The organism is Paenibacillus glycanilyticus (assembly GCF_051200795.1).
In the GTDB taxonomy this organism is placed as follows: domain Bacteria; phylum Bacillota; class Bacilli; order Paenibacillales; family Paenibacillaceae; genus Pristimantibacillus; species Pristimantibacillus glycanilyticus.
In genome coordinates this window covers 2,273,829-2,290,886 of record NZ_CP195155.1, presented here as the reverse complement: position 1 = coordinate 2,290,886, position 17,058 = coordinate 2,273,829, and the positions used below count along the sequence as shown (strand labels likewise).

The following is a 17,058-nucleotide window of genomic DNA, read 5'->3' as shown; positions in this document are numbered from 1 at the left end:
ATCCTTTCGCTTACCTTATTTCGCTGCAATCGTGCCGTCGCCGCGCACCTTCACGCCAAACGACAACGCCGTCAAATGATCCAGCAGCGTCTTCGCTTTGTCACCGTCAAGCGGCTTCGGCTGGGCAAGATTGTTGTTCATCGGATCAAACTTCAGGTCGCAGTCACCCGATTTGGTGCAAACCGCGTTCAGTACGCCCGTATCTGCCGTAGCCCCTTTTGGATACGCGCTAAAAATAAAATTGCCCAAGCTGTAGGCAATCCACTTGCCTTTGTACTGCTCGAACCCCTGCAGCACATGCGGATGGCTGCCAATCACGAGATCCGCGCCCGAATCAATATATTCCCGCGCAAAATCCCGCTGGTATTGCTCCGGCGTTTCCGCCTTTTCAATCCCCCAATGAACCATCACAACGACGAGATCAGCCTTTTCCTTGGCTTTCTTGATCGCCGCTTTGGTTCTTGTTGTATCATAAGTCTCGGCTACGCCCGCGCGGTTCTTGTCTGCTTTCCAATCGCCTGTCGGCACAACCTTGCTGACGCCGATATAGGCAACCTTAATGCCGTTTGCCTCCTTGATGACCGGGGCAAAAGCCTCCGTATCGTTCTTGCCGGCGCCCACATGATTAATGCCGGCCTTGTTCAAATGAGTCATCGTGTCCATCAAGCCCTCAACGCCTTGATCCAGCGTATGGTTGTTCGCTAACGTCACGATATCGATACCCGAATCCCTCAGTGCCGGCAGCGCGCCAGCATCGCCTTTAAAAACAAATTGCTTGTCTTCGGCAGGTATTCCGCGATTTGTAACCGGATATTCGAGGTTCGCCGCCGTCAGATCCGGCTCGCTTAGATGAAATAAGGCTTCCTTATACGGATAGTCGTCACCGTATTGCTTCATCATATCGCCGACGCTTTCCGCCAGCAGAATATCTCCTACAAATGCAAGGCTAACCGTATCGCCAGACGCTCCGCCGCTTGATGAGCTGCCCCCTGACGGTGTCGTGCTTGGGTCACTTTGTCCGCTTGAATTGTCTTCTTTGGTTCCGCCATTATCCGCACCGCTAGCATTTCCGTTGTCGGCTGCGGACGTTTCAATTGGTGCTGCGCTTGCCTCAGGGCTTGCTTCAGCGGAAGAATTGCCGCCTGCGGAAGAGTTAGTCGGGTCTGGGGAATGACCAGCAGCTGCTGATTCTTCCGTCTGTGGCTTGTTATTCTTATGGAATAAGCCACCGTCCTCGGCAGAGGCCCAAACCGCGATTAGAACGACAATCAGGCCAACAATCATCAAATTCACGGTTAACAGAAGGCGAAATCTTTTTTTGCGTCTTCGTTTTTCATGCTGATGCGCTTCAGAACGGGATGAATACATGGATCGGCTCCTTCCAGCCAGAATATCCCTTCTATTATAGCAAGGTTAGTTCTAGATTGCGAAGGTTTCATAGATTCGCTAGAATTTCGAGAGCCGCTTCTTTCCCCGATCTGATGCAGTCGGGCAATCCTACTCCGCCAAAGGCTGCGCCTGTAACATATACGCCTGGAAGCTCTGCTGCCAGACGTTTGCGGAGAGCTGCCGTATTCTCCAGATGCCCTACAGGATATTGCGGCATCGATCGCGGCATTCGTGTAATTTCCGTAAAGATCGGCACGGCATCGATACTCAGCACCTTCTGAATATCTTCAAGCACGGCTTGTTTCAGCTCGTCATCCGGAAGCATAGCCACTTCTTCATCGCCTGCTCGGCCGACATAGCAGCGGAGCAGCACTTTATCGTCGGGACTGGTATGCAGCCATTTGTTCGACGTCCAGGTACAGGCCGTAATGCGGAGTCCCTCCGAACGCGGCACGAGGAAGCCCGACCCGTCAAAGGCTCTGTCAAACGTCGATTTCTCGAACGCCATAACCACATTCGCGACGGATACATAGTTAATGGCCCGTAGCTCGGCTGCCTCCACCAGCGGCTCTAGCAGCTCTGCCGCACGGAATGCCGGTACGGTAATTAGCACATCATCGGCAGGCACTACCTCGCCCGACTCTAAAACAACCTCGTAATTAGAAGCTGCATCCTCTCCGTTAAGAGGTTTAATGGCCACAACCGCATCACCCAAACGCCGTTCTACGCTTTGCAGAGCTTTATCGAGGGCATGCACCATCGTTGACAAACCATCTTTAAAACTCAAGAAAACACTGTTTTTTAATTCATCCGGCAAATAATCCGGCGCTTGATGCGGAGCTTTGTTCTTTTGCTGCATCTGCGTTCCGCGAATCAGGCTGCCATACTGGCGTTCTGCCTCGGCAAACTGCGGGAATGTCGCCTGAATGCTTAGCTTGCTGAGATCCCCCGCATAGATGCCCGCCAGAAGCGGCTCTGAAATATGCTTTACAATCTCGGATCCAATTCTGCGGGATAGAAAATCGCCCAGCGACTCATCTCCCTCCGGTGCCTCTGACGGCATCTCCAAATCCTCAAGCGAACGGGCTTTGCCTTCCTCCGACAACAAAGTCGTCTGCATAAACGTATCGAGATTCGTCGGAATGCCAAGCACCATGCCCTTCGGCATCGCATGAAGCTTGCCGTTCCGCATAATATAAGCGGTTTTGCCGTTTTCGTTTTGCGCCGTCAGCTCGTTCTCGATGCCAAGCTCCTTCGCCAGTTCAATAATCGGCAGCTTGCGCGACAGGAAAGAATCCGGCCCCTTCTCGATGACGAACCCGTCACGCTGCAGCGTATTAATTTTCCCGCCAAGAACAGGCGCGCCGTCCACAATGGTCAGCTTCACCTGTTTGCCTTGCCGCTCCGCTTCCCGCTGCAAATAAAAAGCGGAGCTCAGTCCGCTGATCCCCCCGCCGATTACGACAATTCGATCAACCATTCCGATTCTCCGCATGTTCTTCATCCTTTCGCTATTCCAAAGAACCGGCGTTAATTACCGATTCTGCCAACGTGTCCATATATAAAGGGTCTTTATTCAACATGGTAATCCGTTCAAGCGTAATACCCAGCTCGGCTGCAGCCTGTTTTGCTTCAAGATCGAGATCGTACAGGACCTCCAGATGATCGGATACGAATCCGACCGGAGCAACCAAGACGGCTTTAATCCCTTCATCCGCAAGAACCTTCAGCGTATCCAGAATGTCCGGCCCAAGCCAAGGCTCTCTTGTTCGGCCCGCGCTTTGCCATGTGAACTGCCAATCCTGCGCATCCACGTTCGCAAGTTTTGCAACCTCATCCGAGGTAGCAAGCAGCTGATGCTCGTACGGATCGCCCATCTCGCGGATTTTTTCCGGAAGGCTATGCGCACTGAACAATACTTTCACCGGCGCTGCATTGCCGGACGATTTCGCCAGACGCTCCAAGCCGTCCGTTACGCGCTCGCTAAGCGCTTGAAGCAGCTTCGGGTGAAGATGGTATTCTTTGACGAACGACATCTTAATGCCAAGCTCGGCTGCTTTTTCCTGCGCGCGTTTGTTATACGAACCAACGCTCATGATCGAATAATGCGGCGCAAGTACAATCCCTACCGCTTCCTTAATTCCGTCGCGGGCCATTTGCTCCACGCCGTCTTCGATATAAGGAACGGCATGCTTCAATCCCTGGTAGCAAACATAACGGCCCGGCGCGAGCTGCTCCAGCTTATCCTGCAGGCCTGCCACTTGTCCGTTTGTATTCTCGCGCAATGGGAATACGCCGCCAACGATCGCTTCATAGCGGTCGGTCAACTCTTTCAACTGCTCCGGCGTTGGCGCGTGGCCTCGGCGGATATGGGTGTAGTAAGCTTCAACGTCATCCAGGCTTTGCGGCGTGCCATAGGACATCACCAGAACGCCAATCTTGTTATTCGTCTCAGACATGGCTCGTTTCCTTCCCCTCTCGCGCTGCAATAGCTTTCTCCGAATAGGAGTGAATGAATGCCGTTAACTCTGTCAACTTCTCAAGCGAAGCTTCCGGGAACAGACCGTGGCCCAGATTAAACACAAAGCCCGGCTGCTGAATTCCTTGGTCGATAATCTCTGCCGCATACTGTTCGATAACGCTCATGGGCGCTGTCAGAATAACCGGATCGAGATTGCCCTGCACCGCGTATTTGCCGTCCAGACGGCGGCGGCCTTCCGGAATCGATACGCGCCAATCCAGGCCGATAACATCGGCTTTCAGATTGCGCAGCTCCGGCAGAAGCTCTCCCGAACTGACGCCCGGGAAGTAGATTTTCGGCTGCGGAAGATCCGACAGCTCAGCGAAAATCCGCTCGATCGTTGGCAGAACAAATTTGCTGAAATCGGCAGGAGTAAGAGCTCCAACCCAGCTGTCGAACAACTGGAATGCCTTGCCGCCATTTGCCATGTGGGCCCGAAGATAAGCGATAACCATATCGCCAAGCTTGTCCATAAGGCTGAACCAAACTTTCGGCTCGCTATACATAAGCGCTTTTGTCCGCAGATAGTTTTTCGAAGGTTTGCCTTCGATCAAATAGCTTGCGATGGTAAACGGAGCGCCAGCGAACGTAATTAGCGGCACTTCCAGCTCTTTGTCCAATATGCGGATTGTCTCGAGCACATGGCCCAGATCGCCCTCTACGTCAATTGGCGTTAACCGCTCCACGTCTGCTGCCGTGCGAATCGGATTGTGAATAACCGGTCCTATGTTGGCAACGATGTCGAAATCAATCCCGATCGAAGCGACCGGGTTCATAATATCCGAATATAAAATAGCCGCATCAACGCCTAGCTTGCGTACCGGCATCATCGTAACTTCCGCCGCAAGCTCTGGCTGCTTGCAAATTTCAAGTAAAGAATATTTCTCTTTAATCTTACGGTATTCAGGATCATATCGTCCTGCCTGACGCATGTACCAGACCGGTACAGTGTCTACAAGTTCCTTCCGGCATGCCCGAATGAAACGGTCGTTATAGCTCATGTTGCCGTTCCTCTTTTCTATAATTTTTCACTAATTTCCATTATGCCCGTTTTCGTTACCCCTAACAACCATTCTCGCCTTGCTTCCTATGACAATAGTATGACAATCAACCTTTCCCTGCATGAAGAACCGATGAATATTAACCGTAAAAAAAAGAAGACAGCAGTAAGGCTTTCCCTATCGTTCAGGGCACCTCCACTGCTGTGTGATTTCTCTTATTCGGCCGTCGCCGGCAAGATCGGATCCTTTAATAACGACTTGTAGGACGGGTCGAAATACGCGGTAAAAGACAGCTCCGTCGTATTCATTCCGCTGTCGGTCTGCTGCAGGGTAAAGTCGTTGATAACGATAAGACGCTTTTGCTGCTGCAGCTGAGCCATCCAGCTTTTCACCTGCGCGTAAGTGCCAAGCAAAGACACATGCACGTTAACTTCCTTCACGGTTGGGTATAACGGATCGGCGCTGCCGGATAAGGCGTTAAGCTTATTTTCGTCCGGAAGGTCAACGGTTGCGCTGTTTATTTTCGCTCCGGTCTGCAGACTTAAGCTTTTGAGCGTAACAACAAGCTGCTCCGAGTTATCCCATAGAGGAAGCGCGGCTTGTATATCCTGCTCCGCAAGGCCGCTCCCCTCCTCTTGTTTGGTCACGCTGGCTTGAAGAGCATTTAATTGCAGCTGGGATTGTTCCGCTAGCTTCTTCTGGTTCGACAGCTTGCTGCTTGAAGGCTGAAGCAAGACGACGTATAAGAGAAGCAGGACAAGGAAGAGCACCATTATGACGATGAGGCCAAGCGAACGGTTTTTCGAATTATCCATGATTGTCCGAGCCTCCTGCGTCAGCCTTTTTATTGTCTGAAGCAGACGCTGTTTTCCAAGCAATCTCGTAGCTTGCTACCCACTGGCCATTATTATCGGCAAAAGACTGCAGATGAACGTTCCCGGCAAACGGCATGGCCCGAAGACTCGTCAAGTAAGTGGACAACGCGGTTAAATCCGTGCTTTTGAAAGTAAGGGAAAGCGTTCCGGGCTTGTTGTATTCAATCGTAGTTAGCCGGGAGCCATAAGGCAGCCGATTCGTCAGCCCGTTTAGAACGGCAACGGCATCCTGTCTGTTATCGTTAATAAACTTCACGACAGCCAGCGGATCCGCATCCGCTTGCGCCTCCGTTTTTTGCGTCGACATCTGCTGCTGGAGCAAGGCCGTTTTATCTTTGATCACCTGCACGGTATGCTCGTAATCCGAGATTTGAAGCCTGTTGTTTGTATTTAAAGCGAGTATGGCGCCAAGGCAAAGCAGCCATAGAATGCCTGCAGCCAGCAGCTTGGCCGGAATGGGCTTGGTCTTTCTGGCTTTCTCCGGCATTAGATTAATGCCTGGGGTCGTTTTCTCGCGAATCGCAAGACCAAACGGAATCATGTATTCATCAAGCTTCCTGCGAACCCGCTTGCGAAGCGGCGATTCCAGCTCGACGGTCTCGACTCGCATATCTGGCTGCGCCTGCTGCAGCTCGGCTGCCAGCTGCGTACGTCCGGCCAGCTCGCCTGCGATAATCGCCTGATTAATCCGCGCGTTGCCTTCATGAATACTATATTGATAGAAGCTGAGAAGCCTGGAGATCTCGGCATTAATGCTGGAGATCAGCTCCGGGGTAAACGTTCCGTCAATGGAGCCGCTGTAATCATATTCATTAATGACCCGCATAAAGACCGGATGCCCCTCATGGAACATGTACACTTCCACATTCGCTTTATCCAGATGAATGAGCATCGTATTTTCAAGCGAATCAATATATCTTGCTTGAATCGCTCTCGCAAAAGCCGTTGAGGCCAGCTCGGCGTATTTGACCTTCAGTCCCGTGCTTTCGAGCAGCTCAATGCATTGCTTGAGCCATCTTTGCGGGGAGGCGTATACGAGCACATGGGTTGACTGCTGTTCCGATCCGGCAGCTATATAATCATAGACCGGATCTTCAAACGGAAGATGAAGCGCAGTTTCGACTTCGAGATTAATGAGCTGGTCCAGCTCTTTTGCGTTAACGGTCCCGATCTGAAGCTTCCGGATAATGATTTGCGATGTCGGAATGGATAACGTAATCGAAGTACCGTTAAGCCTTTCTTTCTTCACCCAATCCTTCAGACTCGTGCGAAGCTCTTCCATGTTCGTGAATTGATCCTCAAGAATGACTCCATCGGCAAAAGGCAGGAAGCCGGTCTTCTCGATTTCCCAGCCCTTTTTCCTTTTCCTTACTCTCGCGTAGCGAACTCCGCCATGATCGATCGTTAGACCAACACGCTTGCTGCTCTCGAGCATTCTTTCTCACATCCCACTACATTAGAATTGAACGGTATAAATCAATCATTGCATCGCCGTAAGCAAAGGCCAGCAAAGCGCCAAGCAGTAAAAACGGTCCAAACGGAATAGGCTGCTTCCTCTTCACTACCTTGAACAGCATTAATAATCCGCCTACCGCACTGCCGAAGAAACAAGCCAAAATAAAGGCGGGTATCAAATTCGGCAGCCCAAGGATCCAGCCCAGCAGGAAAAGCAGCTTGACATCGCCAAGTCCCATGCCGCCTCTTGTAAGAATAACAACTGCAAGCAGAACCCCGCCGCCGGCAAATGCTCCTCCAAGATGAAGCCAGATGGAGCCTGCCGGAAACAGACATCCAAGCACAATAAATAGTGGAGCAAAGAAGAGCAAAATGCGATTGGGCAAAAGCATATATTTCAAATCGGAGACGGTAAGGATCACCGACATGCTGACCAGGAGCAGTCCAATTACCGTATTCCAGCTGTTTCCGAAGGTAAGATAGATCCATACAAACAAAAGGCCGGTGGCCAACTCCCCAAGCGGGTATACAGGAGAAATCCGTTTGCCGCACTGGCGGCAGCGTCCACGTGACAAGAGATAGCTCGCGACGGGCATCAAATCTCGCGGCTTAAGGCGCATCCCGCATTTCGGACATTGCGATGGCGGCGATACAACCGAAAGCTTGATCGGAATTCTTAGCCCAATAACGTTAAAAAAAGAGCCTACTATTAAACCTAAAAAGAATAAGTAGATAACGAGAAATAGGGTCATAGGCGGGTTCGCTTTCGGTTTAGTGTTGTTAGACACCAGAAATCGGATAAAGTATCCGATTTCTGATGATGAAATTATTAGGTTGCAGTTGGAGTTGATGTTGCTGCTGGCGCTTTTCCATCTTTAATTTGAGCAGCAGTATATGACTTGGTATTTAAAGTTACACTTTGAAGATCACCTGCAGCATTAAACGTTACTTTCGAACTAGTATTATCAAGTTGTGCTTTTGTACTAGGCAAAGATGTATTTGCAGCAATGTAACCAGCACTAACTAAATTTTGGAAAGTAACGTCAAGTCCATTATTACTCGAACCATTAAAATCTCCATCCAACTCACCTGTTACATACAATCTTGCAGCATCATACAATTGCTGTGCTGTCGCAACATCCGCATCTTGCTTCGTATTATCAATAATCTTACCAATCAAAGGAACCGCAATTACCGCAATCACAGCAAGAATAACGATAACAGCCAAAAGCTCGATCAGAGTAAAGCCTTTTTCTTCTTTTTTCAGACGTTTCATCATTTTTTTCAACATGTAGGTTTCCTCCTAAATTTGAATTTTTGTCTCTTCTATGTTGTCTTGCTTGTAAACCCCAAGGTATTACTGGACACTGGAATACAAGGTGAACATCGGTAAAATAATCGCCATGACGATCAGCCCGACTACCCCCGCTAGGAAAACGATCAAAAGCGGTTCGATCAGAGATTTCAGACGGTCAACTGTATTGTCGACATCCATCTCGTAAAAGTCCGCGATCTTGGCCAGCATCTGGTCAAGCGAGCCGGTCTCTTCCCCTACCGCAATCATCTGCGTTACCAGCGGAGGGAATACCCAAGCTTTCTTAAACGGCTCCGACAAGGAATTACCTTGCCTCAGCGACTCTCCCGATTTCCGTATGTATCCGCCGATCACTTTATTGCCTACCACCTCCTCCACAATGGTCAGAGATTGGAGCACCGGCACGGAGCTTGCATATAACGAGGAGAGCGTCCTCGACATTTGGGCGATTGCGCCTTTTTGAGCCAGCTTGCCGAAGATCGGAACCTTCAGCTTGGCGTAATCAAGCACATACCGGCCCCGTTCCGTGCGTTTGTATAGCTGATAGGCCACAATGAGGACAACAAACGAAATGACCCAGTAATACCATTGATGGGACATGCTTTTACTGAGTGCCAACACAATCTTCGTAATGGCAGGCAGCTCGGTATCAAACGATTCAAACATCGTAACGAACTGCGGCACAACGCCTTGCAGCAAATAAATAACGGAAGCGATGGACATCAGACCAACAACCGCCGGATAGGTCATCGCGGATTTAATTTTTTCTTTGGTCGTATGTGCTTTCTCGAAGAACAGTGCCAACCGGTCAAGGGTGCCTTCCAAATCCCCCGTCTCTTCCCCGGCACGGATCATGCTGACAAATAACGGCGGGAAAATCCGCTTATGCTCTTGAACGGCCTGCGAGAACGGAATGCCTCTTAGAAGGGCTGAGCTTACGTCGACTAACGCTTTCTTGAGCGGTTTGCTTTCCGTCTGGGCAGCAAGGATATTTGTTGCTTCTACGATCGTTACCCCAGCCCGGATTAGCGTTGAGAATTGACGGCAGAAAATAATAAAATGAATGCTTTTTACCGGATTGCCAATGTAAATCTCGGTCGATAGTACACTTTTGCGTATCTCTTCTACGGACAAAACCGTCAATCCGCGCTTACGCAGCTCCTCTACCGCCGACGACTTGTCCATGGAGTTTAGCTTGCCTTGCAGCTGCTTGCCCCCGGTTGTCTTCACATGATAAGCAAATTGCGGCATTAGAGACCTCCTTCCGCCATATACGGCTTAGCCGCGGATGGATGAATGACGCCGGAATGAAGCAGCTCCTTCACGGACATTTCCAGCGTATGCATGCCTTGGGCACGGCTTGTCTGCATAACGCTTTTAATCTGGTGCACCTTATCCGTCCGGATCAGGTTGGAGACGGCAGGCGTATTAACCAGAATCTCCGTTGTACATGCTCTGCCTGCTCCTCCCCGCTTCGGAAGCAGCCTCTGCGACACGACGGTAAGAAGCACCGATGCTAGCTGCGTGCGAATCTGTCCTTGCTGATGGGCCGGGAACGCGTCAATGATCCGGTCAATCGTCTGCGGTGCATCGGATGTATGCAAGGTTGCCAGCACTAGATGCCCGGTCTCTGCTGCCGTAATAGCAGCCGAAATCGTCTCGAGATCACGCATCTCTCCAACGAGAATGACATCGGGATCTTGCCGTAGAGCGGCGCGAAGACCGCTTGAAAAGCTGCCTGTATCTTGGCCAACTTCTCTTTGTTCAATAATCGAAGACTGACTTGTATGTATGAATTCAATAGGATCTTCAAGAGTAACGATATGTCTCGCTTGCGTCCGGTTAATATGATCGATTAAAGCGGCAAGCGTCGAGGATTTTCCGCTTCCCGTTGGTCCCGTCACAAGCACAAGCCCTTGGTGCTTCTCCGCAAGCGTGGCAAGTGAAGGAGGCAGCTCGAGCTGTTCCAAGGTAGGAATTTGCGTCGGAATCGTTCTGGCGGCAAGGCTGATGAAGCCTCTTTGCTTGTATACATTGATCCGGAAACGGCAGTACCCCGGCAATGCGAGGGAAAAATCTACTTCCCCAATCGTTCGGAGCTTATCCGCCTGCTCGCTTAACAGCAGACTTAATGCCATTGTCTCTGCTGCTTGTGCCGTAATGGCAGTGTCACCAATCTTCTGGAGTTCTCCGTTAATCCGGAATACGGGAACATTGCCAACCGACAAATGCAAGTCCGACGCCCGCAGCTCATAGGCCTGCTTAAGCCAATTCATAATAACTTCGTTAAACACGGCTGTCCTCCTAAAAGAATGACCACATCAATGGGTTGCACCGAAGCTAATGCGGTCATTCTTACATCGTAAGCATGAATTAATTGGCCACGGTTTCGCGGAGAACTTCCTGCAGTGTCGTAATGCCGCGGGTAACTTTCTCCAATCCGTCATCCATCAGTTGGATCATCCCTTGCTTGTTAGCTGCCTCGCGAAGCTCGCTTAACGAACCGTTTAAAGTAATAAGCTCACGAATTTCGTTATTGATATGCAAAACCTCGTGAATAGCCACCCTGCCCCGATAACCCGTGCTGCCGCAGTTGCCGCAGCCTCGGCCGCGGTAAAGCGTCTGCGCCTGAATCCCCCGGCTTCTCAAGAACAATCTTTCCTGTTCAGTCGGCTCTTGCGCTTCCCTGCAGTCGCTGCATATCCGTCGTACAAGACGCTGCGCGACAACTCCGATAAGCGAAGATGCGATTAGGTAAGGCTCGACCCCCATGTCCCGGAAACGCGTAATGGAGCTGACGGAATCATTCGTATGCAAAGTGGACAATACCAAGTGGCCGGTCAGGGAGGCGCGGATCGCGATCTCAGCGGTCTCCGTATCCCGAATTTCGCCGACCATGACCACGTTAGGGTCCTGACGAAGAATCGAGCGCAGACCGGTTGCAAAGGTTAAGCCGATAGTCGGGTTAACCTGGACCTGGTTGATACCATCCAATTGGTACTCGACCGGATCCTCAACGGTAATAATGTTGGTATCCTCTTCATTCAAGTGGCTGAGCGCGGAATACAGGGTCGTTGTTTTGCCGCTGCCCGTCGGGCCGGTAATGAGCAATATGCCGTACGGACGCTCAATCATTTCTTTGAATACCTGGACGTTGTGATTATTGAAACCAAGCTGGTCAACCGCTTTAACGCCCGTGCTTAGGTCAAGCAGACGCAGAACAATCTTCTCGCCGTGAATGGTAGGCAAGGAGGCGACGCGGATATCTACCGTCTTGAATTCGAACTGCATCTTCATCCGGCCGTCCTGCGGCAGCCTCCGCTCGGCGATATTTAATTTGGACATGATTTTCAGTCTTGCCGTAATAAAGCCCTGCATCTGCTTAGGCAAAGCCCGTTCCGTGCGGAGCACCCCGTCAATGCGGTAACGAATCGTTACGCTTGTCTCACCCGGGTCAACGTGAATGTCGGAGGCTCGAAGCTGCACCGCTTGTTGAATCATTTGGTTCACAAGCCGTACGACGGGAGAATCCTCGTCCGTGATTTCGGTCTCTCGAATTTCTTCCTGCGTCGGAAGATCAATCATCATCTGGCTCATGGAGTCCTGCAGGCCGTAATGCCTTGCGATAGCCCGCTGCAATTCGTCTTTGCTGGAAATAGCAGGTTCGATTCGGAAGCCTGTGCTCATGCGCAGCTCTTCGATCGCGAAGTAGTCAAGAGGATCCGCCATAGCAACCATCAGCTTGCCGCCGTCCTTCTGAAGCGGGATCGCCTGGTAGCGTTTGGCCATGCTTTCGGGGATGATCTGGGTGATTTCCGGATCAATCTGGTATTTATACAAGCTAACATGCGGAATTCCTAACTGGAATTCCAGCACTTCAATAAGCTGCTGCTCCGTTATGTACCCTTGCGCGATAAGCAAGTCGCCAAGCTTCTGCTTTGATTTGCTCTGCTCTAGCAGCGCCTTCTGCAGCTGTTCCTCGGATATTATGGCGCTCTCGACCAATAAATCTCCTAGTCTCTTCTTAATAGCCACCATCTCTTAACAGCCCCATTCTCTTATATCCTGCTGGGTCCTTTATACCCAGAATTCTAGACCACGGAACCAATTTTGGCAATATTTATTATATTAATTGTTGCATCTATCGACCCACTGACTTAAACTGATTATAGCGCATTATTACTAGAATTCAAGAAGTTTATTAGGTAAATAGAACTAAGTAAAGAGAATGTAAAAATAGGAGGATAGAACTATGAAACTGGTTGATTTTCAGAAAAAAATTTCCATCATCTTAGCCGTTACTCTCCTTGCGTCGATATTCGCATTTGCAGGCTTTCCGGTAAAACAGGCCGAAGCTGCGGATACGTTCGACCTGGGGCTTGTTGCGCTAAAGTCAGCCGAGAAAAGCAAATACGTGAGGGTAACGTCAAACAACTCTACTCCTGCCGCCGACTCGGACAAGGTATGGACCGAAGAGCTTTTCGTATTGGCGAAGTCAGGCAGCTATTACACGTTGAAATCGAATAATACGGGAAAATATTTATCGGCAGGGAGCAATAACAGCTCGCTCACCGCAAGCAGCGACACCAATACGAGCGATAACCAGAGGTTTTCAATCACGCCTAACTCTGACGGTACCGTTTCCTTCTACTCTTCAGTCAAGAGCAGGTATATTAGCACGACTTCATCAAACAATAATCTGCGTCTCAGCAGCGCTACAACCATTCAAAGTTCCCAGAAATTCAAGCTTACCTCCTTCCGCGATTCCGTTCGCATACTGGAAGTAACCGAATCCGGAACATCGGATCTCTCCTCCATACTCGGCAGCAGCTCCCCCGTTCCGTTCACTATCGATACATACAGCATGAAGGAATTTGTTGCTTCCCGCGATGACTTGGACGGCAAATACGATGCGGTATACATAGGGAAAGGCACCTTGGTCGACAAAGACAACAAGAGTAAAACACCATACAGCATGTCCTTGCTTAGCGCGCAATCCTCCGGCAGTGCAACGCAAAGCAATAACCATAACACAAGCAGTATTCAAAACGATATCACGCAGCTCAAGGCAAACGAAATTACGAACGATTTTATAAAGAAAGGTCTCCCGGTTGTCTTTTACAACGATTCCTCAACGAGGAATGGCATCGAGTATCAAGCGGATTTAAGCTCTAGCTCCAAAGCTTTGCTGAAGAAAAACTTCCTTTCTTACAAAGACGGAAGCACGGCAAACGCTATTTACGTGGATTCATCCCATATCTCTTCCGCAGCTAACTTCATGAGCAAGACAAATCTGCTCGAGAGAGCCAATATTCGCCCGCAACTAACCGTAACAAGCAAACCAACCGAGTATACGGCTAACCAGGCGAATAAATACAACGCAGGAAACACGATCAACTTCAATTACACGATTGATAACGTAGGAGATATCAGCCAGAAAAATATTGAGCTCAATCTTTACATCAGTACGGATAGCTCCTTGCCTTTTGGCGCTGAACAGGTGGTAGCTACCAAGCAAGCGGACAGCGCAACGGGAACGATCTCTTACACGCTGCCCAAGGGCTATTCCGGCATTCAATATTGGCGGCTCGAAGCGGTGGATTTCAACACCAAGCTGAAGGATTATAGTTCGGGGGTTTACCGTTTCCAGGATCAGAAGATTACGATCAAGGTTCTTCAAGTCATGCCTAACGACAGCAGTGCAAGCTCATTGAAAAACACAAGCAATATGAACGGGTCCTATCTTGTACCCACTTCCGGGAATACAAAAGACGCCTATAACATCAGTATAGACACGATGAACATGAGCACGTTTAACAGTTCTGGCTACCAGACCTTGAACGGTAAATACGACATGCTCATCTTTGGCTTTGGCGATATTTATAACAACAACTCTCCAATCAACGATAATGCTTCTGCAGCCGTTATTACTTTTATAAACACAGGACAAAGCGTCATGTTCACCCATGATACGATCTATAACAGCAGTAACTCGAACAGCAGCAACTGGCTCAACAAATTCCAGGCGATTACCGGTCAGATTGCACCGCGAACCGATCTAGGTCTCGGAGCGCCTGAAGCTTCAACAACAACAGAAAAAGTGAATGACGGCTTATTGACGCAATTTCCTTTTCTGTTGAGCGATACAACGAATGTAGCCACTACCCACAACCAGTACTACACGCTTGATCTGGAAGATTCGACCGTTATCCCTTGGTATAACATGAGCGGCGGCAAACGGACTTCCGGCGACAGCTGGAATTCTTATTACACCTATTCCAAAGGAAATGTTACGTACTCCGGTTCCGGGCATACAAACAACCGCTTTCCGGACTGGGAGCAGCAGTTATTTGTCAATACGATGTACCGGGCGTATATCGGCTCAAACCATGCCCCTCAGCTGACGATTAACTCACCTGTAGAGTACAATTCGGCAAGCAATAATTTCATCCCGTCCTATCAAAATATTTTACTGAACTATCAGGTCGATGACTTTGACCTTGCGGACCGTGAGCTCCAAACAACTGTTAATTTTATTTACGGAGGAGAATCACATCCCGTTTTCAAGAACAAAACCGTACTTTCCGGTGGTACGATTAACGAACAAGTGGCTAATCCGTTTCCTAATGGAGGAGATATGCAAATCCAGATTATCGCCGAGGATAAGAAAGGTGCTCAAGTTAGTCAAACGATTAACGTAAAAGTCGTAAAGGTAGAATCCAACATTGATCTGAGTCGTACGGTATCGGGCAATGTAACGGATAACCGGGTACAGACGAATACAACCGCTACTTTCACTTATACCGTAACGCCAAAGGCCATTCCGTCAAGCGACGCCTTGTCCGCAGACAAGATGAAGATTACGAACATAACATTCAGCGAAACCTTGCCTGCGAAGCTGGAAGTAACCAGTCTTCCGTCAGGCTGGACAAAAACCGGCACGACAGCAACCGGATATACCGTTTCGGGTACCCTTGCTGCCATTACGTACAACTTAAACGGCAACAGCTATATCGCTTCACCGGTGGCCTTCCAGATTGGAGTGAAGCCTACGGCTGACGGCTTGTATCCGCTTCAAAACGCGGCGCTTACGTTTAACGATATCGGCCAGCAATCCGCAAGAACCTTGACATTCCCCGGTTATGTTCTGGAGGCTGTAACCAGACTGACCTCGCTTAGCTTAACCGATACAAAGCTGCTTGTTGGCGACAGCCGGAGAATGATTCCGACCTATGCGCCGCTTAACGCAACGTATGCTTCAACGTATATTTGGGAATCGGATCGTCCGGATCTCGTAACCGTCGATAGTTCCGGCATTATGAAAGGCTTGGCAGCAGGTACAGCCCATATCACCGCAAGAGCAACGGATGGCAGCGGATTATCCGCAACGGCAGCGGTAACCGCCATTGTACCTGGTCTTAACATTGTTGGTCAGGACCGCGTTGCATCAGGAGATTCAATCGACCTGACTGCCAACCTGTATACCGCGGATTATGAGAAAATAACAAGCTATCAATGGAGTATTAAAGACGGCTCGAGCTATATCAGCTTAAACGGAACATCAAGCAATACCGTTTCCGTCACGGGCAAAAACGTAGGTAATGCTACCGTCCGTCTTTCGGTGGGAACCGATCAGAATCATACGTATACAAAAGAGATGAACATTGCCGTATTTAAAAAAGTAACCTCCATTACCCTGACTGGTACGACCATGATCGTAGGCTCCACCTACCAGCTTAATCCGGTCATAAGTCCAGCGGATGCTACGGATAAATCCATAGCTTGGCTGCCGAGCAGCAACTCAAGCGCGGCAACCGTGAACAGTTCGGGCCTTGTCACCGCCGTTGGCGTTGGAGAAGCAACGATCACCGTACAGGCGCAGGACGGCAGCGGGGTGACGGGCAGAGCGGTCATTAAGGTCATTGATCCGGTTCCTGTTATTTCGGGACCAAGCGCAATCGAGCTTGGAACGGACGGAACTTTATCCGTTGACCTAACAACGGCAACCGGTGATGTTATTACGTCCTATGAATGGGCTATTACAGAGGAACCGGGCAAAGCGAATATTAAGGGTTCGACCACAAGCAAGTCATTAAATTTTACCGGAACAAAACCAGGTAAAGTCAAAATCAAGGTTACGGTTCATACGAAGAACGGAAAGGTCTACATTGCCCAGCAGGAGGTTACCGTCAAATCGGTTACTCTAAGGCTGGAAAGCTCCTACCGCATCCAGGTTAGCAAATTCAAGGATTTGTTCGCTGCTCTAGCCTCCAGTCCCGCCGCAGGCAAAACCAACATTAAGGGTGATCTGCAGTGGTCTTCGAGCAATCCATCCATTGCTACGGTAGACAGCAGCGGCCGCGTAACCGGCGTAAAAACAGGTACAGTCACCATCACGGTCACTTACAGAAATGATTCGTCCATTACGGCAAAAACAACGATTATCGTGGAACGAAGCAATACCAGCGGCGAGAAATATTAATTCCGCATCAACAAAGCCCC

The 17,058-nt window shown here is 49.8% G+C and carries 12 protein-coding genes; 1 reads left to right on the top strand and 11 read right to left on the bottom strand.

Annotated elements, in window-relative coordinates:
- Positions 1-15: 15 nt before the first annotated feature.
- From ACR9FF_RS10330 to ACR9FF_RS10280, 11 genes are all read right to left on the bottom strand, one after another.
- Positions 16-1,368, bottom strand: coding sequence for a CapA family protein (locus ACR9FF_RS10330; protein WP_435170862.1), 1,353 nt, complete (start codon positions 1,366-1,368; stop codon positions 16-18).
- A 67-nt stretch (positions 1,369-1,435) separates the two neighbouring features.
- A complete protein-coding gene (hemG, locus tag ACR9FF_RS10325) occupies positions 1,436-2,884 on the bottom strand; it encodes a protoporphyrinogen oxidase (protein ID WP_435170860.1) in 1,449 nt (482 codons plus the stop codon).
- Positions 2,885-2,900: 16 nt separating this feature from the next.
- A complete protein-coding gene (hemH, locus tag ACR9FF_RS10320) occupies positions 2,901-3,848 on the bottom strand; it encodes a ferrochelatase (RefSeq protein ID WP_127496907.1) in 948 nt (315 codons plus the stop codon).
- A complete protein-coding gene (hemE, locus tag ACR9FF_RS10315) occupies positions 3,841-4,911 on the bottom strand; it encodes a uroporphyrinogen decarboxylase (protein ID WP_127496908.1) in 1,071 nt (356 codons plus the stop codon). The genes hemH and hemE overlap by 8 nt, the downstream gene beginning before the upstream one ends.
- Positions 4,912-5,126: 215 nt before the next feature.
- Positions 5,127-5,726, bottom strand: coding sequence for a GspMb/PilO family protein (locus ACR9FF_RS10310; RefSeq protein WP_435170857.1), 600 nt, complete (start codon positions 5,724-5,726; stop codon positions 5,127-5,129).
- Positions 5,719-7,221, bottom strand: coding sequence for a pilus assembly protein PilM (gene pilM, locus ACR9FF_RS10305; protein ID WP_435170855.1), 1,503 nt, complete (start codon positions 7,219-7,221; stop codon positions 5,719-5,721). The genes ACR9FF_RS10310 and pilM overlap by 8 nt, the downstream gene beginning before the upstream one ends.
- 16 nt (positions 7,222-7,237) lie before the next feature.
- Entirely contained in the window at positions 7,238-7,993 is a 756-nt protein-coding gene (locus ACR9FF_RS10300; RefSeq protein WP_435170853.1) for a prepilin peptidase, read from the bottom strand.
- A 77-nt stretch (positions 7,994-8,070) separates the two neighbouring features.
- Positions 8,071-8,532: a type II secretion system protein gene (locus tag ACR9FF_RS10295; RefSeq protein ID WP_435170851.1), complete on the bottom strand. Its 462-nt coding sequence runs from the start codon at positions 8,530-8,532 to the stop codon at positions 8,071-8,073.
- Between the two features lie 66 nt (positions 8,533-8,598).
- Positions 8,599-9,807, bottom strand: coding sequence for a type II secretion system F family protein (locus tag ACR9FF_RS10290; protein ID WP_201004948.1), 1,209 nt, complete (start codon positions 9,805-9,807; stop codon positions 8,599-8,601).
- Positions 9,807-10,850, bottom strand: a complete 1,044-nt coding sequence (locus tag ACR9FF_RS10285) for a type IV pilus twitching motility protein PilT (protein WP_435170849.1) — start codon at positions 10,848-10,850, stop codon at positions 9,807-9,809. Before ACR9FF_RS10285 ends, ACR9FF_RS10290 begins: the two co-directional genes overlap by 1 nt.
- 79 nt (positions 10,851-10,929) lie before the next feature.
- A complete protein-coding gene (locus tag ACR9FF_RS10280) occupies positions 10,930-12,594 on the bottom strand; it encodes a GspE/PulE family protein (protein ID WP_127496914.1) in 1,665 nt (554 codons plus the stop codon).
- 214 nt (positions 12,595-12,808) lie between these two features.
- Between ACR9FF_RS10280 and ACR9FF_RS10275 the strand changes: the two genes are divergently transcribed.
- Positions 12,809-17,038: a DUF5057 domain-containing protein gene (locus ACR9FF_RS10275; protein ID WP_435170846.1), complete on the top strand. Its 4,230-nt coding sequence runs from the start codon at positions 12,809-12,811 to the stop codon at positions 17,036-17,038.
- The last annotated feature ends 20 nt before the right edge of the window (positions 17,039-17,058 follow it).

Coding starts and splice junctions, on each gene's coding strand:
- ACR9FF_RS10295 (WP_435170851.1), bottom strand. CDS start 8,532: ATGTTGAAAAAAATGATGAAACGTCTGAAAAAAGAAGAAAAAGGCTTT.
- ACR9FF_RS10290 (WP_201004948.1), bottom strand. CDS start 9,807: ATGCCGCAATTTGCTTATCATGTGAAGACAACCGGGGGCAAGCAGCTG.
- ACR9FF_RS10330 (WP_435170862.1), bottom strand. CDS start 1,368: ATGTATTCATCCCGTTCTGAAGCGCATCAGCATGAAAAACGAAGACGC.
- pilM (WP_435170855.1), bottom strand. CDS start 7,221: ATGCTCGAGAGCAGCAAGCGTGTTGGTCTAACGATCGATCATGGCGGA.
- ACR9FF_RS10300 (WP_435170853.1), bottom strand. CDS start 7,993: ATGACCCTATTTCTCGTTATCTACTTATTCTTTTTAGGTTTAATAGTA.
- hemH (WP_127496907.1), bottom strand. CDS start 3,848: ATGTCTGAGACGAATAACAAGATTGGCGTTCTGGTGATGTCCTATGGC.
- ACR9FF_RS10275 (WP_435170846.1), top strand. CDS start 12,809: ATGAAACTGGTTGATTTTCAGAAAAAAATTTCCATCATCTTAGCCGTT.
- ACR9FF_RS10310 (WP_435170857.1), bottom strand. CDS start 5,726: ATGGATAATTCGAAAAACCGTTCGCTTGGCCTCATCGTCATAATGGTG.
- hemG (WP_435170860.1), bottom strand. CDS start 2,884: ATGCGGAGAATCGGAATGGTTGATCGAATTGTCGTAATCGGCGGGGGG.
- hemE (WP_127496908.1), bottom strand. CDS start 4,911: ATGAGCTATAACGACCGTTTCATTCGGGCATGCCGGAAGGAACTTGTA.
- ACR9FF_RS10280 (WP_127496914.1), bottom strand. CDS start 12,594: ATGGTGGCTATTAAGAAGAGACTAGGAGATTTATTGGTCGAGAGCGCC.